Annotated in this window: 24 protein-coding genes; 12 read left to right on the top strand and 12 right to left on the bottom strand. The window is 73.0% G+C overall.

Annotated elements, in window-relative coordinates:
- The first annotated feature begins 54 nt into the window (after window positions 1–54).
- The 3 genes from AB0G16_RS06185 to AB0G16_RS06175 all read left to right on the top strand — a co-directional run bounded on the left by AB0G16_RS06185 (window position 55) and on the right by AB0G16_RS06175 (window position 2360).
- Complete coding sequence (locus AB0G16_RS06185) at window positions 55–861, top strand: hypothetical protein (protein ID WP_362799396.1); 807 nt, start codon at window positions 55–57, stop codon at window positions 859–861.
- Window positions 858–1934: a glycosyltransferase gene (locus tag AB0G16_RS06180; protein ID WP_362799394.1), complete on the top strand. Its 1077-nt coding sequence runs from the start codon at window positions 858–860 to the stop codon at window positions 1932–1934. The genes AB0G16_RS06185 and AB0G16_RS06180 overlap by 4 nt, the downstream gene beginning before the upstream one ends.
- A gap of 144 nt (window positions 1935–2078) precedes the next feature.
- Complete coding sequence (locus AB0G16_RS06175; protein ID WP_362799392.1) at window positions 2079–2360, top strand: metal-sensitive transcriptional regulator; 282 nt, start codon at window positions 2079–2081, stop codon at window positions 2358–2360.
- Between the two features lie 85 nt (window positions 2361–2445).
- On the opposite strand, the gene AB0G16_RS06170 is transcribed toward AB0G16_RS06175, so the two are convergent.
- The 3 genes from AB0G16_RS06170 to AB0G16_RS06160 form a co-directional block, all read right to left on the bottom strand.
- A complete protein-coding gene (locus AB0G16_RS06170) occupies window positions 2446–2634 on the bottom strand; it encodes a hypothetical protein (protein WP_362799636.1) in 189 nt (62 codons plus the stop codon).
- 208 nt (window positions 2635–2842) lie between these two features.
- Complete coding sequence (locus AB0G16_RS06165; RefSeq protein WP_362799390.1) at window positions 2843–4186, bottom strand: hypothetical protein; 1344 nt, start codon at window positions 4184–4186, stop codon at window positions 2843–2845.
- A 15-nt stretch (window positions 4187–4201) separates the two neighbouring features.
- Complete coding sequence (locus tag AB0G16_RS06160) at window positions 4202–4744, bottom strand: gamma carbonic anhydrase family protein (protein WP_362799387.1); 543 nt, start codon at window positions 4742–4744, stop codon at window positions 4202–4204.
- 140 nt (window positions 4745–4884) lie between these two features.
- Between AB0G16_RS06160 and AB0G16_RS06155 the strand changes: the two genes are divergently transcribed.
- Window positions 4885–6429 (top strand): DivIVA domain-containing protein, encoded by a 1545-nt coding sequence (locus AB0G16_RS06155; protein WP_362799384.1) that lies wholly within the window; start codon window positions 4885–4887, stop codon window positions 6427–6429.
- A 268-nt stretch (window positions 6430–6697) separates the two neighbouring features.
- On the opposite strand, the gene AB0G16_RS06150 is transcribed toward AB0G16_RS06155, so the two are convergent.
- The 5 genes from AB0G16_RS06150 to AB0G16_RS06130 all read right to left on the bottom strand — a co-directional run bounded on the left by AB0G16_RS06150 (window position 6698) and on the right by AB0G16_RS06130 (window position 10384).
- Window positions 6698–6928, bottom strand: coding sequence for a hypothetical protein (locus AB0G16_RS06150; protein ID WP_362799381.1), 231 nt, complete (start codon window positions 6926–6928; stop codon window positions 6698–6700).
- Window positions 6929–7054: 126 nt separating this feature from the next.
- Entirely contained in the window at window positions 7055–7807 is a 753-nt protein-coding gene (locus tag AB0G16_RS06145; RefSeq protein WP_362799378.1) for a GntR family transcriptional regulator, read from the bottom strand.
- 150 nt (window positions 7808–7957) lie between these two features.
- Window positions 7958–8509 (bottom strand): VanZ family protein, encoded by a 552-nt coding sequence (locus AB0G16_RS06140; RefSeq protein WP_362799375.1) that lies wholly within the window; start codon window positions 8507–8509, stop codon window positions 7958–7960.
- 242 nt (window positions 8510–8751) lie between these two features.
- On the bottom strand, window positions 8752–9498 hold the full coding sequence (locus AB0G16_RS06135; protein WP_362799372.1) for a dienelactone hydrolase family protein: 747 nt from the start codon (window positions 9496–9498) through the stop codon (window positions 8752–8754).
- 127 nt (window positions 9499–9625) lie between these two features.
- The gene (locus tag AB0G16_RS06130) at window positions 9626–10384 is read right to left on the bottom strand and encodes an IclR family transcriptional regulator (protein ID WP_362799369.1); all 759 of its coding nucleotides are present in this window, start codon (window positions 10382–10384) and stop codon (window positions 9626–9628) included.
- A gap of 74 nt (window positions 10385–10458) precedes the next feature.
- Here AB0G16_RS06130 and AB0G16_RS06125 point away from each other — a divergent pair, with 74 nt between their 5' ends.
- The 8 genes from AB0G16_RS06125 to AB0G16_RS06090 are packed head-to-tail and all read left to right on the top strand — an operon-like array spanning window position 10459 to window position 17471.
- Entirely contained in the window at window positions 10459–11913 is a 1455-nt protein-coding gene (locus AB0G16_RS06125) for a 2-hydroxymuconic semialdehyde dehydrogenase (protein WP_362799366.1), read from the top strand.
- Window positions 11906–12706, top strand: coding sequence for a fumarylacetoacetate hydrolase family protein (locus AB0G16_RS06120; RefSeq protein ID WP_362799363.1), 801 nt, complete (start codon window positions 11906–11908; stop codon window positions 12704–12706). Before AB0G16_RS06125 ends, AB0G16_RS06120 begins: the two co-directional genes overlap by 8 nt.
- Complete coding sequence (locus tag AB0G16_RS06115; protein ID WP_362799360.1) at window positions 12703–13662, top strand: acetaldehyde dehydrogenase (acetylating); 960 nt, start codon at window positions 12703–12705, stop codon at window positions 13660–13662. The genes AB0G16_RS06120 and AB0G16_RS06115 overlap by 4 nt, the downstream gene beginning before the upstream one ends.
- Window positions 13659–14798, top strand: coding sequence for a 4-hydroxy-2-oxovalerate aldolase (dmpG, locus tag AB0G16_RS06110; protein WP_362799357.1), 1140 nt, complete (start codon window positions 13659–13661; stop codon window positions 14796–14798). The genes AB0G16_RS06115 and dmpG overlap by 4 nt, the downstream gene beginning before the upstream one ends.
- Window positions 14795–15565 (top strand): fumarylacetoacetate hydrolase family protein, encoded by a 771-nt coding sequence (locus tag AB0G16_RS06105; protein ID WP_362799354.1) that lies wholly within the window; start codon window positions 14795–14797, stop codon window positions 15563–15565. The genes dmpG and AB0G16_RS06105 overlap by 4 nt, the downstream gene beginning before the upstream one ends.
- The gene (locus AB0G16_RS06100) at window positions 15562–15984 is read left to right on the top strand and encodes a RidA family protein (protein ID WP_362799351.1); all 423 of its coding nucleotides are present in this window, start codon (window positions 15562–15564) and stop codon (window positions 15982–15984) included. The genes AB0G16_RS06105 and AB0G16_RS06100 overlap by 4 nt, the downstream gene beginning before the upstream one ends.
- Complete coding sequence (locus tag AB0G16_RS06095; protein WP_362799348.1) at window positions 15981–16496, top strand: 3-hydroxyanthranilate 3,4-dioxygenase; 516 nt, start codon at window positions 15981–15983, stop codon at window positions 16494–16496. Before AB0G16_RS06100 ends, AB0G16_RS06095 begins: the two co-directional genes overlap by 4 nt.
- A 3-nt stretch (window positions 16497–16499) precedes the next feature.
- A complete protein-coding gene (locus AB0G16_RS06090; protein ID WP_362799345.1) occupies window positions 16500–17471 on the top strand; it encodes an amidohydrolase family protein in 972 nt (323 codons plus the stop codon).
- A 53-nt stretch (window positions 17472–17524) separates the two neighbouring features.
- On the opposite strand, the gene AB0G16_RS06085 is transcribed toward AB0G16_RS06090, so the two are convergent.
- From AB0G16_RS06085 to AB0G16_RS06070, 4 genes are all read right to left on the bottom strand, one after another.
- On the bottom strand, window positions 17525–18226 hold the full coding sequence (locus AB0G16_RS06085) for a hypothetical protein (RefSeq protein WP_362799343.1): 702 nt from the start codon (window positions 18224–18226) through the stop codon (window positions 17525–17527).
- 270 nt (window positions 18227–18496) lie between these two features.
- The gene (locus tag AB0G16_RS06080; protein WP_362799340.1) at window positions 18497–20092 is read right to left on the bottom strand and encodes a CocE/NonD family hydrolase; all 1596 of its coding nucleotides are present in this window, start codon (window positions 20090–20092) and stop codon (window positions 18497–18499) included.
- 10 nt (window positions 20093–20102) lie between these two features.
- Window positions 20103–20552 (bottom strand): DUF3237 domain-containing protein, encoded by a 450-nt coding sequence (locus AB0G16_RS06075; protein ID WP_362799337.1) that lies wholly within the window; start codon window positions 20550–20552, stop codon window positions 20103–20105.
- Window positions 20553–20670: 118 nt separating this feature from the next.
- Window positions 20671–21921, bottom strand: a complete 1251-nt coding sequence (locus tag AB0G16_RS06070) for a flavin-dependent oxidoreductase (protein ID WP_362799334.1) — start codon at window positions 21919–21921, stop codon at window positions 20671–20673.
- Window positions 21922–21935 lie beyond the last annotated feature (14 nt).

Below are 21935 nucleotides of genomic sequence, written 5' to 3'. Positions count from 1 at the left end.
AATCACGGTAACCTCAACGTCGCGTAGCTCATTCAACGGGGAGGGGGCTCGACGATGCCTGTCGTCGTCAGCGATGCCGAGGTTACCCTGGCCGACGTTCTCTCACTTCGGCTGGCCGTCGACGAACCGCTGGCCGACGGCGCCGAACTGGTCCTGCGCAACCGGGCCACCTCGGCCGAGAGCCGGGTGCCGCTCGGCAGACCGGGCGGCAGACCGGGCGGCGGGGTGCGCGACGCCGCGCTCGCGGTCTCGCTCGCCCCGCTGGACCTCGGCCCGGGCCGCTGGGACACCTACCTGCAGCAGGGCACGTCGCGGACCCGGCTGCGCAGCGTCGATCCCGGTTTCTCCCTCGACCACCTGGAGGCGTACGCGCTGAGCCGGCGCACGCTGGCCTACCGCGCGTACCGGACCCGGAACGGTTTCCTGGCGCTGAAGATCGACGACGCCCGTCCGACGGCCGAGGTCAGGTCCGTCTGGTTCCGGGAGGGCCGCTTCGAGGTGACGGGCCTGCTGGCGTTCACCGGGCTGGAGGACGACGAGGCGCGGCACGAGGCCCGCCTCACCCTGCACCGCAGCCGGCCCGACGCCGAGCTCTCCTCGGCCGCGACGGTCCAGGGGGTCCGGTTCCACGCCGCGCTCTCGCTCTGCGACGTCATCGAGGCCGCCCCCGGTCAGACCGGCACCTGGGAGCCCTCCCTGCAGGTGCGCGGCGTCTCCACCCCGCTGCGGCTGGGCTCCCGGCTGGACGACGTCGACGGCAAACGCCGGCGGCTGCACTACCCGGCCGCGCAGATCGACGGTGTGCCGATCCGCCCCTGCTACACCGCGGACGACGAACTGCGGATCGAGGTCGGCGGGTGAGGATCTGCCTGCTCGTCCCCTCCGCGTACGGCATGCGCGGTGACGTCCGCTCGATCGTCAACCTCGCGGGGGAGCTGGCAGAACGTCACGACGTGGAGATCATCAGCGTCCGCCGCCACCGGGAGAGGCCGTTCTTCCCGGTGGCCTCCGGCGTGGAGCTGTCCTGGGTGGTCGACGGCCGGCCCGGGGTGAGGCACCTGCTCCCGGGCGGCCGGATGCGCGCCGAGGTCGCCCTGTGGCGGCGGCTGCGGGGCCTGAGGGCCGATGTGATCATCAGTACCCGGCCCGGGCTGAGCGTCCAGGTCGCCCGGCACGCGCCGCGCGGCCCGCTGCGCATCGCCCGCGAGTGGGGCCGCCCGCCGGTACCGGGGCCGATCAGGAGGTTCTACCCGCGCCTGGACGCGGTGGTGACCGCCACGGAGACGGCCCGGCAGGAGTGGGACCGGCTGCTGACCGGCGGCGTCCCGGTCAGCGTGATCCCCGACGCGCTGCCCGCCGGGCCGTGGCCGCGCTCGCGGATGGACAACCGCATCGTCGCCGCGGGCGGGCGCCTGGTGCCGGTCAAGGCCCACGACCGGCTGATCCGGGCGTTCGCCGTCGTGGCGGGCAAGCGCCCCGACTGGCGGCTGCGCCTGTACGGCGGCGGCCCCGAGGAGAAGCGGCTGCGCGCCCTGGTCGGCGATCTCGACCTGCACAACCACGTCTACTTCATGGGCACGACCTCCGACCTGACCGGCGAGTTCGCCAAGGCCTCGATCGTGGCGACCACCTCCAGGACCGAGGTGCTCGGCATGACCGTGATCGAGGCGATGTCCAGCGGGGTGCCGGTGATCGCGTTCGACAGCCCGCGCGGGCCGGGCGAGTTCGTGGCCGACGGGCGCAGTGGTGTCCTGGTCGCCGAGGGGCAGGGCGAGATCGAGGCGTACGCCTCCGCGCTGCTCACCCTCATCGACGACGAGCGACGGCGCAGGACGCTCTCGGCGGGAGCCCTGGAGGCCGCGACGGCGTACGGGGCGTCCGCTGTGGCGGACCGGTGGGAGAAGCTGATCGCCGCCACGTCCCGCCCCGTGTGATCCGGGGACGGGGAGCCGGTCGGGGTCATGTCCCGTTCGTGTGGCCCGGACGGGGGAAACCGATCGCCGCACGTCCCGTTCGTGTGGCCCGGGTGGGGAAACCGATCGCGGCCACGTGCCGCCCGGCCCGGGTACCGTTGGGACATGCATGGGTACAGCGGTGACAAGCAGGCGTACCTGACCCGCCTGCGGCGTATCGAAGGGCAGATCAGGGGCCTTCAGCGGATGGTCGAGGAGGACGCCTACTGCATCGACGTGCTGACCCAGGTCTCGGCCGCCACCCGGGCGCTCCAGGCGGTGGCGCTCGGCCTCCTGGAGGACCACATCGGGCACTGCGTCACCGACGCCATCGCGGCGGGCGGACCGGAGGCGGAGGAGAAGGTCAAGGAGGCCTCGGCCGCGATCGCCCGGCTCGTCCGTTCGTGACTAGTCACATGACTATCTTTTCCGACCGCGTCCCGGACCCCTGAAGGGTCCGGGACCAGGTCTCGAAACGGTTCCTGCCGTGGCCTCAGCAGACAGCCGAGGCGCTCAACCCGAGCGCGTTGTCGAGCTCCACCAAGGTGAGGGGCCGTTCGCTGATCGCGACGGCGGACAGCACCTCGGCATAGAGCGCGATCTCGTCCAACGCGACACGGTCGTGGACCCTAGAGTCCAGGTCGTCGTGCCCCACCGCGTCGTCCTTCCTTCCGCAGCCCACACCCACTTCGAGGTTACGGCGGGCGGTCATCGGTGCCCATGGCCCATCGGGACCATTCCTCGCCCCGCCCGGTCCGTCCTCAAGGAGGATCATTTCCCGATTGCGAGATCACAATTCAGCCAATTGTCTGATGCATACGGGGCTAGAAGGATATAGCGGCAGTAAGGTTAAAATAACTATATTTGTGGTTTAAGCCTACGGACCCGTGTCAGAAGTGACGGGGATAGGTGCCCGAGGCTCCCGGGGCGGGGTCGTCCCGCTCGTGCGTGAGCCGGTGGACCACGGCCGAGGCGGTCGCGAACCCGCGCTCCGGCACCTCCGTACCGGTGAGACGGCACCAGGCGAGCCCGACGGCGTAGGCGGCGCCGAGCAGGGCGGCGGCGGAGGCCCGGTCCGGCGGGTGCAGCGCGGCCGGGAGCTCGCCCGAGCGCGGCCAGCATCTTCGCAGCGGGTGCGAGGCGTCGGCGAGCACCGCGTGCACGATGTGCCGCGACTCCGGGTCCAGCCAGGGGGAGAGCCCGTCGGCCGCCCCGGGGGCCAGGGCCTCCAGGTCCGCGGCCAGCAGCGAGGCGGCCACCGCGCGGGGGTCGGCCCCCGCCGTGGCGAGGAAGCCCAGCGCCGCGACCAGGTCGTAGACCGCGTGCTGGAAGTGCTCGCCGGGGAAGGCGTCGGGCAGCGTCACGTGGGACGGGCAGCGCGCCAGCCACGCGTCCCGCACCTCCTCGTCGCCCCGGTGGGCCAGGACGGGGTCCTGGCAGGCTCGCCGGAGCAGCGGCCCGAGCATGCACAGCAGGGCGTCCGCGCGCGGGCCGAACCTCGGGTCGCCGTGGATCACGGCCGCGGTGTCGGCCATCAGCGCGACCAGCCGCAGGCCCGCCTCGGGATGGGCGGCCCTGACCCGCTCGCAGTAGAGGGCGACCAGGTCGTCCAGCCGGGTGGGCGGCAGCCAGCGGACCCACTCGTCACCGGGGAGCGGGCGGGCCAGGAACTCCCCGAACATCGACAGCAGCACCTCGTTGCCGTCGAAGGCCGGGGCGTAGGCGCACCACATGAGCGTGCCCCAGATCGCGGCGACCGGACTGGCCACCTCCGGCGCGAACAGCCCGGTGAACGCCACGGTGAGCGGGAAGTCCTCCCGGCGCCTGCCGCGCTGGGAGATCACCAGCTCGCGGACCCGCTCGGTGATCTCGTACGGCACGTCGGGGCCGACGAAGCCCTGGACCGACCCCCGGTCCACGGTGAAGTCGAGGCCGGTGGGGATCAGGTGCGGCAGGACCGCCGAGGTGATCCGTATCCGGTGCGCCGTCGCGCGGAGGTCGCGGTCGGCCGGGGGCGCGGTCAGGTACCAGCGCCCGTCGGCTGGGTCCTGCCGGTACCAGCGGGCGTGCGCGCCGAACAGCCAGCGTCCGCCGTCCGAGGTGGCCAGCGCGCGCTCCGCCAGCATCCGGGCGCGGGCGAACGGCGACAGCACGGCCCACCCGGGGTCGGTCACCATGGCCCGCACGTCGTTCTCCACGGCGTCGAACCCGTCCCACTGCCACATGCCCGTCATCGGCACCCCCGGGGGTCAGGCCGGCGGCACGGGGACGGCGGCGCGGTGGCGGGCGGCCTTGTCGACGTAGCGGGCCGCCGTGCCGGCGAACACGGCGCGGTCGTCGTCGGTGAGGTCGCGCACGACCCTCGCCGGGACGCCCGCGACCAGCACCCCCGCCGGGATCCGCTTCCCCGGCGGGACCACGGCGCCCGCCGCGACCAGCGTTCCCGCGCCGATCCTGGCGCCGCCCAGCACGATCGCGCCGATGCCGACGAGGGAACCGGTCTCCACGTGCGCCCCGTGCACCATGGCCCTGTGCCCCAGGCTCACCCGGGGCTCCAGCACGGCGGCCTCGCCCGGGTCGGCGTGCAGGCAGCACAGGTCCTGGACGTTGCACTCCTCGCCGACCTCGACGTCCTCGTCCTCGCCGCGGAGCACCGAGCCGTACCAGATGCTCGCGGCCCTGCCCACCCGGACCCTGCCGACGACCACCGCCCCGGGGGCGACGTAGGCGTCCGGATGGATCCGCGGGACGGCGTCGTCGCCGAGCGCGGCGACGTAGGGCGTGGAGGTCATGACAGCGATGGTACGGGGGGAGCGATTTGTCCGGTGTTTCGGCGAGCAGGTGGGCGTTCAGGTTGCGGATGAGGGCGTTAAGCAGGAAAGTCGTGTCCTGACGTCTCCTTTTCCGCCACACGATCTCCACGGGCAGTGCCATGACAAATCAGCACGAGAGCTTTCCCGACCTGATGCATGAGGACTCGTTCGAGGTCGTCATGCGCGGTTACAGCCGCCGCCAGGTGCACGACTACATGGACCGGCACCGCCACCAGATCCGCGAGCTGGAGCAGCGGCTCGCGCACGCCTCCCAGCAGGTCGAGCAGAGCCGGATGGAGCTCGCCGAGGCGCGCCGCAGGGTCTCGGACGCCCCGCAGGGCTACGACGAGCTCGGCGAGAGGCTCAGCCAGATCCTGAAGCTGGGCGAGGAGGAGGCCGCCTCCAAGAAACAGGTCGCCGAGGCGGAGGCCGCCCGGGTGAGCGAGGAGGCGGCGGCCGAGGCCGAGCGGCTGGTCACCTCCGCGCAGGAGCGGGCCGAGGGCATCCTGAACGCCGCTCAGCAGGAGGCGGAGCGCCGGGTCTCCGAGGCCACCGCCGCCGCCGAGCAGATGCTCTCCCAGGCCGGTAACGACGCCGAGGAGACGCTGAACGCCGCCCGCGCCGAGGCCGAGGAGACGCTGCGCGGCGCCCGCGACGAGGCCGAGCGCATGGTCACCTCGGCCAGGAACGAGGCCGAGCGGACGGTGGAGGGCGCCCGCGCCGAGGCCGAGTCCACGCTGGCCGCCGCCCACGCCGAGGCGCAGGCGACCGTCCTGGCCGCCGACACCGAGGCGCAGTCCACGCTCGCGGCGGCCCAGCGGCGCGCCGCCGTCCTGGACGAGACCACCGGCCGCCGGGTGGTCTACCTCACCGACACCCATGACGAGGTCATGCGCCGCCTGCACGAGATGGGCGCCGTCCTGGGCGACCTGCTGCACCGCGAGGGCAGCGCCGGGCCGCTGGTCGACGAGGACGCCGTGCTGCCCCCCGCCAGGGTCCAGCCCGCGCTGGCCGCTCCCGCCGCCCCTGCCGTCCCCGGCGGCACGGAGCTCCGGGAGGGCGGCGACGGCACCGAGGCCTCCGACGCCTCCGACGCCTCCGACGGGTCCGGCCGGGTCTTCGAGGGGACTCCCGGTCAGCCTCCCGCGGGCGCCGCGGCCGAGAACGTCGCGGACGCGCCGGACGCGCCGGACGCGCCGGCCGGGTCCTCCGGCGTCTCCGGGAGCACCGGGCCGGAACGCGCGCCCGGACGAGCCGCGGCGGAGCGGGAGACGGCCGGGAACGGCTCCGGCCATGTCGCCGGGGACCGGATCGACGCCTCGCCCGACTTCGCGTCCGTCCGCGTGATCGTGGAGGACGACCTCCCCGCCAGGAACGCCACCCCCTCCGGCGACGCGCGGCACGCCGACCCGTACGCGGACGGGGGCGCCGGTACGGCGTCGGGCCCGGCCGGCACGGAAACCGGCACGGAGAGCGGCAAGGAGACCGGGACGAAGTCCGGGACGAAGTCCGGGACGGATGCCGGGGCCGGGTCGCGGGACGGGACGAAGACCGGCGCGGAGGGCGGAGGCGCCACGGGACCGGACGCCGACGCCGGTGCCGACACGGTGATCGCCCCCGCGCCCGAGCGCAGGAACCAGAGGTACGCGAACCCGCGCAAGTGACGGCCCGTCGCGAGGGGGCCTCCGGCGGGTGACCGCCGGGTCCCCTGACGCCGGGCTCCTGACGTCCGAGGTCCAAGGTCCGGTGTCCGAGGCCCGAGGTCCGACGCCGGACACCGGAGACCGGGCACCGGGTTCCGGACGCCGGGGAGTCGGGGAGTCGTGGACGCCGAGCGGAAGCCCCCGCCCCCGATCGGGTCGGGGGCTTCCGCGCTCTGAGGCCCGGCGCCGGGACCGCGTCGGATCCGCTCATCCCGGCACCGGGCGGTCTTCAGGCGTTCGTCCCGGGCTCCGAGCCGCCGGAACGTTCCCGTTGTTCGAGGAGCTGCTCACGCAGCCCTTCGGGGTCGTCCGCGTCGATGGTCATCGCGCAGCCGAGGTCGCGCTGGGCGGAGGTCAGCGGGTGGTGGCGGGTCGCCCACCACCTGCCCGCGTCGCTCCGCCAGATCGTCCAGTCGGGAAACTCCCGGGCGATCTCCGCGAGATGTCGGTCGAATGACATCCGTGCACCTTCCCCGCGCCCAGGTTCGCCCTTTCGACGTTCCACCTTCGACGGTGAGGCAGTTCTCTAGAGAAATCAATGATCGCGGGGGACAGGTCAACCTATCGGTTGACGGATGGTCTTGATCTATGCGTCGAAGTCGTACTGAAGTACATAAGAGGCGGCGTCCAGCACCATCTCGTTCACCTCGACCGCCGTGCCCTCGGCCGTGTAGGCGACCCGGGCGACGGCGATGACCGGGGTGCCCGCGGGCAGGTCGAGCTGGACGGTCTCGTGGGGGTGGGGCATGCGGGCACGGATCTCCTCGGTGAAGTGGGACGGCAGGTGACCGAGCTCGCCCAGGCGCGCGTAGACGCCCCCCGCCCCGGTGTCCTGCCTGGTGATGGCGCTTCCCTCCACCAGGCCGGCCGGGAAGTGGGAGACCGAGAGCTGTACCGGCCGCCCGTCCACCGAGTAGCGCCGCCTGCGGACCCACACCTCGGGCCCGCCCAGGACACGGGCCACGGCGTCCTCCGCGGTCTCCCTGTCGATCTCCACCTCGTCCACGGTGTAGGGGCGGCCCCTGGTGTCGGAGTCCCAGATGGCCTCGCCGCGTCCCCAGCCGTCCTTGGAGAGCCGCTTGGAGCCGTGCCGCCTGATCGGGCGGAACTGCCTGACGTACACCCCCGATCCGCGTTTGGGGACGGCCAGTCCTTCGTTGATCAATACGGAAAGAGCCTGCCTGGCGGTCGCACGGGCTATGCCGTGTCTCGCCATCAGGGCGTTCTCGCCCGGAAGTCGATCCCCGTCTCGGAGATCACCGGACAGGATCGCTCGGCGAAGCCCGTCGGCGATGCGCCGATAGATCGGGGGCTCGGGAGGTACCGGGGACTGCTGCACGTTCGATCACCCTCTGTCACCAACCGGGTTTGGCGTCTCCAGAGAACTTGCCCCGCCTTGTCCACGATCGCACAGATACGAAGGGTGATAACGTGCTTCTTTTGGGAGAATCGTGCCTCTGTGGCGATCTTCGAGGGTTTTCCCGGTCCGTTACGGTGGAACGATCCCGCCCGGTATCCGTACGGCCCACCATCGGCGTGTGACGAGCGCGGCCAGGACGGCACCCGCCGCGTTGACGATCACGTCGTCGACGGAGCTGACCCGTCCCAGGCTCAGGGCGTACTGGAGCGTCTCCACGGTGAGCGAGGCCGCCGCCGCCACCGCGGCGACGGCCCCGATCCCGGCGGGTGAGGCGAACCGCGCCGAACGGACGGGGAGCATGGCGCCGAGCGCGGCGAAGACCAGGAGGTTCCCTCCGACCTGCGCGAACGCCGTCTGAACCGGCCCCTGGAGGACCGCCCGCAGATCCTCGAAAGGGACCGCGCCGGCACCGCCGGGGCCGGGGGCCGGGGTGAGGACCATCCAGATCCAGGGGGCGGTCCCGGCCGTCGCGACCACGTCGGCCAGCGCGGTGCGGACGGGGCGGGGACGACCCGCGCGGGCACGGCGGAGGGCGAGCAGACGAACGGCCGGCGCGGCCAGCGGGACCGCGAGGAAGGCCGCTATGACGACATTTCCCCACATCTGCCACGCCTGGTGCATGAGGCAATGATGCCGGTCCGCGAGGCCGTCCGGACGGTCCGCGGGGGTACGGGAAGGTGACCTCCGGGCAAGGGTCTTTCCGGCCGCCGAGGAAGGCCGCCCCGGGGCCGGGGAACCGGGGCGGGCGTCCATGACCGGGCGTCCATGACCGGGCGTTCAGGAGCCGGTGTACGGGGCCGGGCGTCAGGACCCGGTGTTCAGGGCCGGGGATGTCCGGGACCCGGATGTCCGGGGCCCGGTCCTCAGGGCCGGGCGTCGTCCTCGGGGGCGGACGTCCCAGGGGAGCCCGGCTTCAGGTGGCGGCCGAGGAAGGCCACCGTCCGCGCCCAGGCGTTCTCCGCCGCCACGGGGTCGTAGAACTGCGGGGCCTCGTGGTTGTGGAAGGCGTGACCGGCCTCCTCGGCGACGTACATCTCGACGTTCGGCCGCCCCGCCGCGGCCTCCTCCACCGCGGCGACCTGTTCGCGCGGGATGAACGGGTCGGAACCACCGAAGACGATCAGGAGCGGACCGGTGATCTTCTCCATCATGCCCGTGGCGTCCGGCAGCGCGGAGCCGTAGAACGACGCGACCGCGTCCAGCTCCATCGTCGCCGCGAGGAGGTAGCCGATCGAGCCGCCCAGGCAGAACCCGACCACCCCCGCGGCGTCCTCGGCGGCCTCGGGCAGCTTCCGCAGGTGTGCCAGGGCCATCGCCGCGTCGGCCACCCCCTGGGGCACGTCGAACGTGGAGACGAGTTCCATCGACCTCGCCACCCCGGCCTCGTCGTGCCCGGAGACCCAGTTGGGGTGGAGGCGCCAGAACAGGTCGGGGGCGCCGACGACGTACCCGAGCGCGGCCAGGTCCTCGGCGACCTTCCTGATGTACGGCCCGACCCCGAAGATCTCCTGCACCAGCAGGACGACCGGCCCCCGGCCGCTCGGGGGCAGCCAGAGGTGCAGGTCGAACGAGCCGTCGGCGACGGTGACCGTCTCGGTGCGAGCTTCCACGAAAATCCTCCTGGCGGGTCCGGAATCGTCAAAGAGCGGTGAGTCAAAGAGCAGTGAATCGCATACCCGTCGAGCACGGACAGATGTGGGGGCCGCGAGCCGTCCCCGTACCCGCGCCCACGGCCCGTCAGATGCTCCTGGCCAGGGCGCGGGAGATGCCCAGGGCGGCGGTCTTGACCGCCGGGGCCAGGCGGGCCGGGTGGAAGCGGGCCAGCGGGACCGACACCGAGAGCGCGGCCACGGCCACGCCGTCGCCGAACACCGGGGCCGCGATGCAGGCGCCGCCCGGCTGGGCCTCCTCGCGCTCGTACGCCAGCCCGGAGGCCTGGATCTGGCCGAGGGCCTCCTCCAGCCGCCGGGGGTCGACGATGGAGTGCGGGGTCAACCGGCGCAGCGGCCGGCCGAGGACCTCGTCGATCAGCTCGGGGCCGGAGTAGGCCAGCAGGGCCTTGCCGATGCCGGTACAGGTCAGCGGGAGGCGCCCGCCGACGCGGGACGGCAGCGCGAACGCCTCCTGGCCCTGGATCTTCTCGACGTAGACCACGTCGAGGCCGTCGCGCACGCCCAGGTGCACGGTCTCGTGGGTGGCCTCGTACAGATCGTGCATGAAGGGCAGGGCCGCGTGCCTCAGGTCGCGTTCCCCGGGCACGATGCTCCCGAGCTCGAAGAGCCGGCGGCCGAGGTAGTAGCCGTCCGGGCGGCGAGTGATCGCGCCGATCTCGGCCAGCTCGGTGACGAGCCGGAAGGCGGTGGTCTTGGGCAGGTGGCAGCGTTCGACGACGTCGTTCAGGCGCAGCGGTCCTCCCGTGGGGCGGAACGCGTCGAGGACGAGCCAGGACTTCTCCAGCATGGAGAGCCGATCGGAGTTCCGTCTCACGGAACGCATTCTTGCCTATCGCCACCTCGCGCTCTATACCCGTACGTAGTGACCTCACGACAGGGCTATCCCAGGGAGCAGACGTGTCCGACCAGGTGAACCACTTCATCGGTGGGGTGCCGGTCGCCGAGGGGGCGACGTTCGCCGCGTACGACCCGGTGACCGGAGCGGTGGTCAGGAAGGTCCGTGAGGCGGATCGGACGGTCGTCGACCGCGCGGTGACCGCGGCCCGCGCCGCGCTGCCCGGGTGGGCGGCGCTGCCGGTGGCCGAGCGCGCCGCCTGGATGCGCCGCCTGGCCGGCGCGATCGAGGAGCGGTTCGAGGAGCTGGTGGCCGCGGAGATCGCCGACACCGGCAAGTCGATCACCCAGGCCCGCACCCTGGACATCCCGCGCGGCGCCGCCAACTTCCGGTCGTTCGCCGAGATCGCGGCCCAGCACCCGGAGAACGCGTTCCACCTCACGGACGTGCTGAGCTACACCGTGCGCAGGCCGCTGGGGGTGGTCGCGGTGATCGTGCCGTGGAACCTGCCGTTCCTGCTGGCGACCTGGAAGCTCGGGCCCGCGCTCGTGTCGGGCAACACCGTCGTGGTCAAGCCGTCGGAGCACACCCCCGGCTCGATGGCGGTGCTCGCCGAGATCGCCGCCTCGATCGGCCTGCCGCCGGGCGTCCTCAACGTCGTGCACGGCTTCGGCGCCGGCTCCACCGGTGAGTTCCTGGTCGGGCACCCCGGCGTGGACGCGGTCACCTTCACCGGGGAGAGCCGGACCGGATCGGCGATCATGAAGGCGGTGGCGGACCGGGTCAAGCCCGTCTCGTTCGAGCTGGGCGGCAAGAACGCCGGGCTGGTCTTCGCCGACGCCGACCTGGACGCGGCGGTCGAGGGGAGCGTGCGGTCGGTCTTCACCAACGGCGGCCAGGTCTGCCTGTGCACCGAGCGGCTCTACGTGCAGCGGCCCGTCTTCGAGGAGTTCACCGAGCGGCTGGCCGGCCGGGCCGGACAGCTGCGGTTCGGCCGTCCCGCCGACCCCGACGCCACGATGATGCCGATGATCTCCGCCGAGCACCGCGACAAGGTGCTCTCCTACTACGAGCTGGCCGCGCGCGAGGGCGCCGAGATCCGCGCCGGGGGCGGCGTGCCGAGGTTCGGCGACGACCGCGACGGCGGCTACTACGTGGAGCCGACCGTGCTGACCGGCCTGCCGCGCGACTCACGCGTGAACCGGGAGGAGATCTTCGGCCCGGTCTGCCACGTCGCCCCGTTCGACACCGAGGCCGAGGCCGTGGCGCTGGCCAACGACAGCGAGTACGGCCTGGCGGCGACCGTGTGGACCTCGGGCCTGAGCCGGGCCCACCGGGTCGCGCAGTCGCTGGAGGCCGGCCTGGTCTGGGTCAACACCTGGTACCTGCGCGACCTGCGCACCCCGTTCGGCGGGGTGAAACTGTCGGGCATCGGCCGCGAGGGCGGCACGCGCTCCCTGGACTTCTACTCCGAGCCCACCACGATCACCATCAAGCTGGAGCCCGAACATGACTGAGTGGAGCGAGGCGACCGACGTGTACGCCGAGGCGGCCGACCGGCTGCTGGAGGCGGCCCGGAGCGGCAAGCCGTGCCCCCCGGTGCGCGAGATGCTCCCGGCCGGGAACGCCGAGGCCGTCGGGTACGCCGTACAGGAGATCAACACCAGGCGGGCGCTGGAGGAGGGGCGCCGTCCGGTGGGCAGGAAGATCGGCCTGACGTCCGAGGCGGTGCGGCGCCAGCTCGGCGTGGACACCCCCGACTACGGCGTGCTCTTCGCCGACATGGCCTACCTGGACGGCCTGACCGTCCCCACGGGCCGGTTCCTCCAGCCCCGGGTGGAGGCGGAGGTCGCGCTGGTCCTGGGGAGAGACCTGAGGGGCGGCCCGTTCACCGTGGCGGACGTCGTCCGCGCGGTCGACTTCGTGCTGCCCGCCATCGAGATCGTCGACAGCCGCATCGCGAACTGGGACATCACCCTCGTCGACACGATCGCCGACAACGCCTCCAGCGGCGCGTTCGTCCTCGGCAACACCCCGGCCGGCCTGCGCGAGGTGGACCTGCGCCTGGCCGGGATGACCATGACCAGGCGCGGGCAGGAGGTCTCCACCGGCGCGGGCGCCGCCTGCATGGGGCATCCGCTGAACGCCGCGGTCTGGCTGGCCGACGCGCTGGGCCGCACGGACTTCCCGCTGGGCGCGGGGGACGTCGTGCTCACCGGCGCGCTCGGCCCGGTGGTCCCCGTCGAGACGGGCGACGCCTTCGAGGTGCACATCGACGGCCTGGGGTCGGTAAGGACGGTCTTCTCGTGAAAGTCGCGATCATCGGTTCCGGGAACATCGGCACCGACCTGATGTTCAAGGGCCTGCTCTCGGAGAGGGTCGAGGTGGTCGCGATGGCCGGCATCGACCCCGACTCCGACGGTCTGGCCCGCGCGCGCCGCCGCGGGGTCGCCACGACCAGCGAGGGCGTCGAGGGGCTGGTGGCGCTGCCCGGGTTCGACGAGGTGGACGTGGTCCTCGACGCGACCTCGGCCGGGGCGCACCGGCACAACGACCGGGTGCTGCGCGCGCACGGCAAGCGGGTCATCGACCTGACCCCGGCCGCGATCGGCCCCTACGTGGTGCCCTCGGTCAACCTGGAGGACCACCTCTCCGAGCCGAACCTCAACATGGTCACCTGCGGGGGACAGGCCACGATCCCGATCGTGGCGGCGGTCGCCTCGCGGACGCCCGTCCGGTACGCCGAGATCGTCGCCTCGATCGCGTCCCGCTCGGCCGGGCCGGGCACCCGGGCCAACATCGACGAGTTCACCGAGACGACCGCCCGCGCGATCGAGCGGGTCGGCGGGGCCGGCCGGGGCAAGGCGATCATCGTGCTGAACCCGGCCGAGCCGCCGCTGATCATGCGCGACACGGTCTACTGCCTGGTCGGCGACTGCGACGAGGCCGCCGTGACCGGGGCGGTGCGGGACATGGTCGAGCGGGTCAGGACGTACGTGCCGGGCTACCGGCTCAAGCAGGAGGTGCAGTTCGAGGAGATCGCGGCCGGGGAGCCGCTGCCCGACGGCACCCGCGACGGCGGCGTCAAGGTGACCGTCTTCCTGGAGGTGGAGGGGGCCGCCCACTACCTGCCCGCCTACGCCGGCAACCTCGACATCATGACCTCGGCCGCGCTGCGCACGGCCGAACGCCTGGCCGAACGCGGCGACGGGCCCGCGGTCACGGCCGCCGGCATCCCGGCCCGGGACGTGGAGGTGGGGGCATGAGGCTGTACGTGCAGGACGTGACGCTGCGGGACGGCATGCACGCCATCCGGCACCGCTACACCGTCGACCAGGCCGCCGCCATCGCCGCGGCCCTCGACGCCGCCGGGGTGGCGGCCATCGAGATCGCGCACGGGGACGGCCTCGCCGGTGGCGGCTTCAGCTACGGCGTGGGCGCGCACACCGACGACGAGTGGATCGAGGCGGTCGCCGGGGCCGTACGGCGGGCGAGGCTGACCACCCTGCTGCTGCCGGGCATCGGCACCGTCCGCGACCTGCGGCGCGCCCACGCGCTCGGCGTCACCTCGGTCAGGATCGCCACGCACTGCACCGAGGCCGACGTCTCGGCCCAGCACATCTCCGTCGCGCGCGAGCTCGGCATGGACGTGGCCGGGTTCCTGATGATGTCCCACCTGGCCCCCGCCGAGGAGCTGGCGAGGCAGGCCGCGCTGATGGAGTCCTACGGCGCGCACTGCGTCTACGTGACCGACTCCGGCGGCCGGCTGACCATGGACGGGGTGCGGGAGCGGATCCGGGCCTACCGCTCGGTGCTGCGCCAGGAGACCGAGATCGGCATCCACGCCCACCACAACCTGGGGCTGGGCGTGGCCAACTCGGTCGTCGCGGTGGAGAACGGCGCCTGCCGGGTGGACGCCTCCCTGGCCGGGATGGGCGCGGGCGCGGGCAACTGCCCGATCGAGGCGTTCGTCGCGGTGGCCGACCTGACCGGCTGGGAGCACGGGTGCGACCTGTACGCCCTGATGGACGCGGCCGACGACCTGGTCAGGCCGCTGCAGGACCGGCCGGTGCGGGTGGACAGGGAGACGCTGACCCTCGGCTACGCCGGGGTGTACTCCAGTTTCCTGCGGCACGCCGAGGCCGCCTCGGCGCGCTACGGGGTCGACACCAGGGCCATCCTGGCCGAGGCGGGCCGCCGCCGGATGGTGGGCGGCCAGGAGGACATGATCGTGGACATCGCGCTCGACCTGGCCCGCCCGGCCTCCGCGGGGAGCCCGGCGCGATCGGGGAGCCCGGAGGACCCGGGGGAGGCGGCCGGTCGGCGGGAAGCGGCGCGGCCGGGGGCTCCGGGGGACCCGGTGCTCTCCGGGCCGGGCACCCGTTCGGAGGAGAGGACATGACCGACCTGCGCAGGCTCGCCGCCGTCCTGGACGAGGCGGCCCGTACCGGCCGCGCCGTCCCCAGGCCGGAACAGGACTACGACGTGGCCGACGCCTACCGCGTACAGGAGGAGCTGATCCGGCTCCGCCTGGAGCGGGGGGACCGGCTCGCCGGGGTGAAGCTGGGCTTCACCAGTGAGGGCAAGCGCCGCCAGATGGGCGTGCACGACGTCATCTTCGGCCGGGTCCCGGCGTCGTCCGCCATCGCCGACGGCTCGTACGCGGACGTGTCCGGCCTCGTCCACCCGAGGGTGGAACCGGAGGTCGTCTACCTGCTGGGCCGGCGCATCGCCTCGCCCGCCGACGCGCTCGCGCCGGACGCCGTCGCGGCCGTCGCGGTCGGTGTCGAGGTCATCGACTCGCGCTACGAGGACTTCCGCTTCTCGCTGCCGGACGTGATCGCCGACAACACCTCGGCCGCCGGGTACGCCGTCGGCCCGTGGCAGCCCCACGACCCGTCCCGGTGGAACCTGGGCGTCGTCCTGGAGATCGACGACCGGGTGGTGCACGCCGGGTCGACCGGTGCGATCCTGGGTGACCCTCGCCGCGCCCTGGCGGAGGCCGCGCGCCTGGCCGCGCGGGTGGGGATGGTCCTGGAGGAGGGGTGGATCCTCCTCGCCGGTGCCGCTACGCCCGCCGAGCCGCTCCTGCCGGGCGCGCGGGTACGGGCCGAGATCCAGCACCTGGGCTCGGTCTCGTTCACCGCGAAGGAAAGGGACACACCATGAACGAAGGGCTCGTCGTCGCCGGGAAGGCCGTTCCCCGGGGGCGGTTCCCGCACGTCAAGCGGGCGGGGGACTTCCTCTACGTGTCGGGCACCAGCTCGCGCCGGCCGGACGACACGTTCGCCGGGGTCAGGACCGACACGTCCGGAAAGATCATCCTGGACATCGCCGAGCAGACCCGGGCGGTGATAGAGAACATCGGCGACATCCTCAAGGCGGCCGGGGCCGACCTGAGCAATCTCGTTCAGATCACCACCTACCTCGTGAACATGGACGACTTCGGCGGCTACAACGCCGTCTACGCGGAGTACTTCGACGAGAGCGGCCCGTCCCGTACGACCGTGGCCGTCCGCGAGCTGCCGCACCCGCACCTGCTCATCGAGATTCAGGCCGTCGCCTACCGACCGGAGGAGCGCCAGTGATCAGCCCCATCGACCTCACCGCGTGGATCGACGAGCACGCCCACCTGCTCAAGCCGCCGGTGGGCAACAAGATGGTCTTCGAGCGCAGCGACGACTTCATCGTCATGGTCGTCGGCGGCCCGAACGCGCGGACCGACTTCCACATCGACCCGTTCGAGGAGCTCTTCTACCAGATCCGCGGCAACATGCACGTCAACGTCATGACGCCGGAGGGCCCGGAGACCGTGCACGTCCGCGAGGGCCAGATGTGGCTGCTCCCGGCGAACACCCCGCACTCGCCGCAGCGTCCCGAGGAGGGGTCGGTCGGCCTGGTGGTGGAGCGGATCCGGCCGGAGGGGGTGCTGGAGAGGTTCCTCTGGTACTGCCCCGCGTGCAGCGCCGTGGTCCACGAGGTGGAACTCCAGGTCCGGAACATCGTGACCGACCTGCCGCCGGTCTTCCAGGCGTTCTACGACGACGAGAAGGCGCGCACCTGCGGAAACTGCGGCGCGCTGCACCCGGGCAAGGGATAACCGTTGATCGTCGACGTTCACACCCACCACGTCCCCGCGGGCTGGCCCGACCTCGGCTGGCCGGAGGCGCCCCGCCTGCGGATCGACTCCGAGCGGGAGGCCGTCATCCTGCTCGGCGACCGGGAGTTCCGCCGGATCGCCGACGACTGCTGGAACCCCTCGGTCCGGCTGGAACGGATGGACGCCGACGGGGTGGACGTGCAGGTCGTCTCGCCGACGCCGGTCTTCTTCGGCTACGACCGCCCGGCGTCCGAGGCCGTACGGGCCGCGCGGATCTTCAACGACCTGGCGCTGGAGATCTGCGCCTCGGAACGGCTGGTGCCGTTCTGCCAGGTGCCGCTCCAGGACCCCGACCTGGCGTGCGCCGAGCTGGACCGGTGCCTGGCCGCCGGCCACGCGGGCGTCGAGATCGGCAACCACGTCGGGGACCGCGACCTGGACGACGAGGGCGTCGTCCAGTTCCTCCAGCACTGCGCCGCCGTGGGCGCGCCCGTCTTCGTCCACCCGTGGGACATGGCGGGCGGGCCCCGGCTGGACCGGTGGATGGCGCGGTGGCTGGTCGGCATGCCCGCCGAGACGCACCTGTCGATCCTCTCCCTGATCCTGGGCGGCGTCCTGGACCGGGTGCCGGAGACGCTGCGCCTGTGCTTCGCGCACGGCGGCGGCTCGTTCGCCTTCTGGCTCGGCCGGTTCGAGAACGCCTGGCACCGCCGCGCCGACCTGGTCGGGGTCTCGGAGTTCCCTCCCTCGCACTACCTCGACCGGTTCAGCGTGGACTCGGTGGTGTTCGACGAGCGGGCGCTGCGGCTGCTGGTGGACACCATGGGGGAGGACCGGGTCATGCTGGGCTCCGACTTCCCGTACCCGCTGGGCGAGTCACCGGTGGGCGCGCTGGTCCGCGGCGCCGGGTTCCTGTCGGAGCCCGCACGCGCCAAGCTGCTGGGGGGCAACGCCGTCCGTTTCCTGGGCCGCTGAGCCCGGGCCCGGACGCGGGGAGCCCCGCCGCGTCCCCGCGGGCGCCGCGGGACTCAGCGCTCGCTGAGCTTGCGTCCCCTGTACATCGGGTGGCTGGTCTCCCAGTACCTCCAGCCCTCCACCCGCGCGGGGATGCTGGCGATGCCCGCGGCGACCTTGTACACCCGGCAGCTGTGGACCCTGCGCCAGGCCGTGAAGCCCGTCCGGTAGCCGAAGACGCGGTACCACAGGTTGCCGTACTTGCCCTCGCTGATCTCCTGCGTGTACTCGTGGCCGCTCTCCACGACGTACTCCTCGGCGACCAGCGGGTTCACCAGGTTCCGGAACAGGCGGACCAGTTCCTCCCTGTCGATCGTGTTGACCCTCTCCCGCTCGACCTCCATCTCGGCGTACACCCGGTGCTGGCGGTTGACCGAGGCCGTCATCGTGCCGCCGGGGCCGTCGATGAACCGGGTGCGCGGTACGAAGAAGTTCCTCGGCCTCAGGTGGTGGAAGCTGTAGAAGGACTTCGGCCGGCAGACGCGCTGCGCCTCTCCTCGCACCGTGCCCGCCGGGGCCAGGTCGCCGGTGATGGACGGGTCCGGGTCGCGCGGGGCACCCGGCGTGACGGCACCGGCGGGCACGGCCAGGGTGACGGCGAGGGCGATCGAGAGGAGCCCCGTCAGCGGGAGCGTCGCCGCCCCGCCGAGCGGACGGCGCCCCTGGCGCCGGAGGCGGGGAACCGCGGTGTTCGTCTGGAGGCCGGGTGTGGACATGGAGGCACCGTTCCTTTCGGGACGCGGTCCGTGGCCGCGATCGATTCACGGGCCGCGGACGGCTGCTCCCTGTCGGCGCGCCGAGCGACTCAGCGTGACACTGATGATGCTCACAGCAACCGTTGATGCTCATGTGGTGCCACGCCGGGATCCAGGCCATCAAAAAGGGAAAGGGCAGGTGAAAAGGCGTTTACACCGATTCCTCGTGACCGGTCCGGCCCTCTCCCGGCCCCTCCTGGTTCTTCCGGCCCCCTCCCGGCCCCCTCCCGGTCAGCGGGGGACGACGGGCAGGGTGATGTAGGAGCCGGGCAGGACGGTCTGGTGCTGGACGACCAGCTCGTCCTCGCGCGAGTCGGCGCAGGTGCGGCCGTTGCCGGGGTTCCGGTCGAAGCGCGGGAAGTTGGAGCTGGAGACCTCCACGCGGATGCGGTGCCCGGCCTTGAAGACCTGGCTGGTTGCCACCAGGTCGATCACGAACTCGGCGGGACGGTGCGGCTCGGTGCGGGCCCTGACGATGCCGTCGATCACGCTCATCGCCCGCCCGTCGGGGTGGACGTCGACCAGCTTGGCCGTCCAGTCGGTGGAGACGGCCGAGGTCGCGGCGCGCAGCGTGACGCCGAGCGGGCCGGTCACCTCGACGTCGGCGTCCAGGACGGCGCTCGTGAAGCAGAGCACGTCGGGGCGGCGCTCCACCTCGCGCTGGTCCTGCGGGCCGACGTTGCCGGCGTCGGCGAGCAGCACCGGCCCGCCGACCGTGGGGACGGGGTCGCGCGGGTCGAACACGAACGTCAGGGGGGTGTCCCCGGCCGGGACGTCGGTCGACAGCACGCCGTCGGGGTGCAGGTGGTAGCGGGTCTCGACCGCGCGGACCAGGGGCCACGCCTCCTCGTCCCGCCACACGTCGTCGCCCATCACGAAGATCCTCACCGCCGGGCCGCGGTCGGCGCCCCGGAGGAAGTCGAGCTGCCGCGCCTCCACACGGGCGGCCGGCGGCGAGGCGGCGAAGCCGAAGTCGAGGGCGCCGGTGCTCGCGAGGTGCGACCACGGCCCGACGACCAGCGGCCCGCCCAGACGGCGGTGGTTCTCCAGGGTCCCGCCGAGGAACACGTCGAACCAGCCGGCCGTGTGCATGACCGGCACCTCGATGTCCTCGTGCCGCAGGGTCTCGGCCAGCTCCCGCCAGTAGGCGTCCCGGTCGGGGTGCGAGATCCACTCCTCCCACCAGGGGATGCCCGGCACGTCGCGCAGCGGGAGCGTCCGCACGGCCCGCGCGGGGTCGCGGAGGACGGGCATCAGCTCGGCGAACCCGGCTCCCACGTCCTCGCCCGCCTGGGCGGCGTGCGTCAGGGTGAGCAGCGCCTGCATCGCCCCCCAGTGCAGGGCCGAGCCCAGCGCCAGCGCGCCTCCGTGGTACTTCAGGCCGTCGTGGAAGTCGTGCGGGGTCATGGTCGCGACCACGGCCTTCAGCCCCGGCGGGCGTGTCGCCGCCGCCTGGAGCGCGCACCCGGCGAGGTAGGACATCCCGTGCATCATGACCTCGCCGTTCGACCACGGCTGAGCGGTGATCCACTCGATGGTGTCGTGGCCGTCCGCGCCCTCGTCCCGCCAGGGCCGGAAGACGCCGTCACTGCTCCCGCGCCCCCGGCAGTGCTGGAGCACCACCGCGAACCCGGCCTCCAGCGCGGGGACCCTCGGCGCGGAGCGGAACGAGCCCTCGCCGTACGGGGAGCGGACGAGCAGGGTGGGGAACGGGCCGCCCGAGGCCGGGCGGTGGACGTCGCCGCGCAGGATCGTGCCGTCGCGCATCGGGAACGGGGTGTCGTGCTCGGCGGCGAGGGGCAGCGGCGGGCGGTCGAGGTTCGGCATCGGGGGCTCCTCAGGTGAGGGTGCAGGCGTCGTAGCGGACGGCGTCCGCGGTGCGGCTCGCCGAGGCCACGGCGAGGGTGCGGTTGAGCCAGAGATACCGCGTGTCGCCGGTCTCGAACCGGCAGAAGAGCCGGAAGTAGTACTCGGCGGGGTCGACGGCCTCGCCCCTGGACAGGCGTTCCAGGACCGCGGGCGGGCCGTGCCTGACCCCGCTGGTGGAGATGTAGAGGTGCGCGCCGTCGTGGGTGCGCAGCGTGTAGCGCGTGTCGATGCTGACCATGCCGTCGGCGTGCAGGACCTGCCAGTCGGCCCCGCCGGGCAGCACGGTCCCGGACAGCCGCGGCCCCTCGAACGAGCCCCCCAGGATGTTGATCACCCGGCGCCTGCCCCACGGGGTGTCGCCGAGGTCGAGGATCGGATCGAGTTTCACGTGGAACGTCGCGAGCGGTTCGAGGTTCAACGGTCCGGCCTCCACGGGGACTGGATGTCCGACGGCCCGCTTCCGGGGCGCCGGTGGGTGTCCGGCGGCCCGCTTCCGGGGTGCCGGATGTCCGACGGTCCGCCTCGCGGGTGCTCGGTCAACGGGTCACGCTCCAGGACGGGCGCTCGTTGAGCGCGACCGGGTCGAAGCCCGCCGTGCGCTTGTACGACGCGGCGATCCCGGCCCGCTCGGCGAGCGGGACGACGCTCTCCACGTCGTCGAAACCGCCGGGCGCCCGGTCGTGGGCGAGCTTCATGACGACCTCGGGCCCCATCCTCCGGTTGGAGAGCTGGAGGGCGGTCGTCACCGGGCGCCGGTTCGCCTCGTATCCGGCCAGGTCGCCGCGGGCGAGGAAGCAGGCGAGCACCCGCGCGTCGACGATCGCCTGGGAGGCGCCGTTCGAGCCGATCGGGTACATGGCGTGCGCGGCGTCGCCCAGCAGGGTGACGTTGCCCGCCGTCCAGTACGGCAGCGGGTCGCGGTCGACCATGGGGTACTCGTAGGCCGCCTCGGCGCCGGTGATGATCCCGGGCACGTCCAGCCAGTCGAAGCGCCAGTCCGCGAAGTGGCCGGCGACCTCCGCCGGGTCCGCGGGGCGGTTCCAGTCGGCGGGCCCCCAGGACCCGCCGTCCACCGGCCGCTCGGCGATCCAGTTGATCAGTGTCCTCTCGCCCGTCGCGATGGGATAGGCCACGAACTTCTGGGTGCCGTCACCGGCCATGATCATGGATCGTCCGGTCAGGAACGGGTCCCCGTACGTCGTGCCCCGCCACAGGACCAGGCCGTTCCACGGCGGGGGACCCTCGTCGGGGAACAGGTGCGCGCGGACCGCCGAGCGGATGCCGTCCGCGCCGACCAGCAGGTCGTCCGCGCCGATCCGCACCTCGTCCGTCCCGGCCCGCAGGACCTTCACCCCGACCCGCGGGCCGTCGGCGCCGGCTCGCGGGACGTCCCCGGTGAGGGCGACGCGGCTGCCGGTCCGTACGGCGTGCGCGCCCAGGCGCTCGACCACGGCCTCCAGCAGGAGCAGCTGCAGGCGCCCGCGGTGGACGGAGTACTGGGGCCAGGCGTAGCCGGCGTCGAGTCCCCTGGGCTCGGACCAGATCGGCGTGCCGTACCGGTTGAAGTAGGCCAGCTCCGCGGTGGCCACCCCGATCCCGGCCAGCCGGTCGGCGAGGCCGAGCTCGGTCAGCTCGCGCACGGCGTGCGGCAGCAGGTTGACGCCCACACCCAGGGGGCGGATCTGCTCGGCCGCCTCGTGCACGACCACGTCCTCGAAGCCGGCCGCGTGCAGGCTGAGGGCCGTCGCCAGCCCGCCGATGCCGCCTCCGGCGATGACCACCCGCACGGGCGCCTCCCGTG

Source organism: Streptosporangium sp. NPDC023615, from assembly GCF_040640155.1.
Taxonomy (GTDB): Bacteria; Actinomycetota; Actinomycetes; order Streptosporangiales; family Streptosporangiaceae; genus Streptosporangium.
The sequence above is the reverse complement of the archived record's forward strand: the minus strand, read 5'-3'. Positions and strand labels throughout refer to the sequence as shown.

What these genes read in the sequence shown, in the direction of transcription:
- AB0G16_RS06165 (WP_362799390.1), bottom strand. Translation starts at nt 4,186, where the DNA reads ATGACGGGCATGTGGCAGTGGGACGGGTTCGACGCCGTGGAGAACGAC.
- AB0G16_RS06130 (WP_362799369.1), bottom strand. Translation starts at nt 10,384, where the DNA reads ATGCGTTCCGTGAGACGGAACTCCGATCGGCTCTCCATGCTGGAGAAG.
- dmpG (WP_362799357.1), top strand. Translation starts at nt 13,659, where the DNA reads ATGAGGCTGTACGTGCAGGACGTGACGCTGCGGGACGGCATGCACGCC.
- AB0G16_RS06175 (WP_362799392.1), top strand. Translation starts at nt 2,079, where the DNA reads ATGCATGGGTACAGCGGTGACAAGCAGGCGTACCTGACCCGCCTGCGG.
- AB0G16_RS06185 (WP_362799396.1), top strand. Translation starts at nt 55, where the DNA reads ATGCCTGTCGTCGTCAGCGATGCCGAGGTTACCCTGGCCGACGTTCTC.
- AB0G16_RS06120 (WP_362799363.1), top strand. Translation starts at nt 11,906, where the DNA reads ATGACTGAGTGGAGCGAGGCGACCGACGTGTACGCCGAGGCGGCCGAC.
- AB0G16_RS06150 (WP_362799381.1), bottom strand. Translation starts at nt 6,928, where the DNA reads ATGTCATTCGACCGACATCTCGCGGAGATCGCCCGGGAGTTTCCCGAC.
- AB0G16_RS06105 (WP_362799354.1), top strand. Translation starts at nt 14,795, where the DNA reads ATGACCGACCTGCGCAGGCTCGCCGCCGTCCTGGACGAGGCGGCCCGT.
- AB0G16_RS06100 (WP_362799351.1), top strand. Translation starts at nt 15,562, where the DNA reads ATGAACGAAGGGCTCGTCGTCGCCGGGAAGGCCGTTCCCCGGGGGCGG.
- AB0G16_RS06160 (WP_362799387.1), bottom strand. Translation starts at nt 4,744, where the DNA reads ATGACCTCCACGCCCTACGTCGCCGCGCTCGGCGACGACGCCGTCCCG.
- AB0G16_RS06080 (WP_362799340.1), bottom strand. Translation starts at nt 20,092, where the DNA reads ATGCCGAACCTCGACCGCCCGCCGCTGCCCCTCGCCGCCGAGCACGAC.
- AB0G16_RS06085 (WP_362799343.1), bottom strand. Translation starts at nt 18,226, where the DNA reads ATGTCCACACCCGGCCTCCAGACGAACACCGCGGTTCCCCGCCTCCGG.
- AB0G16_RS06140 (WP_362799375.1), bottom strand. Translation starts at nt 8,509, where the DNA reads ATGCACCAGGCGTGGCAGATGTGGGGAAATGTCGTCATAGCGGCCTTC.
- AB0G16_RS06155 (WP_362799384.1), top strand. Translation starts at nt 4,885, where the DNA reads ATGACAAATCAGCACGAGAGCTTTCCCGACCTGATGCATGAGGACTCG.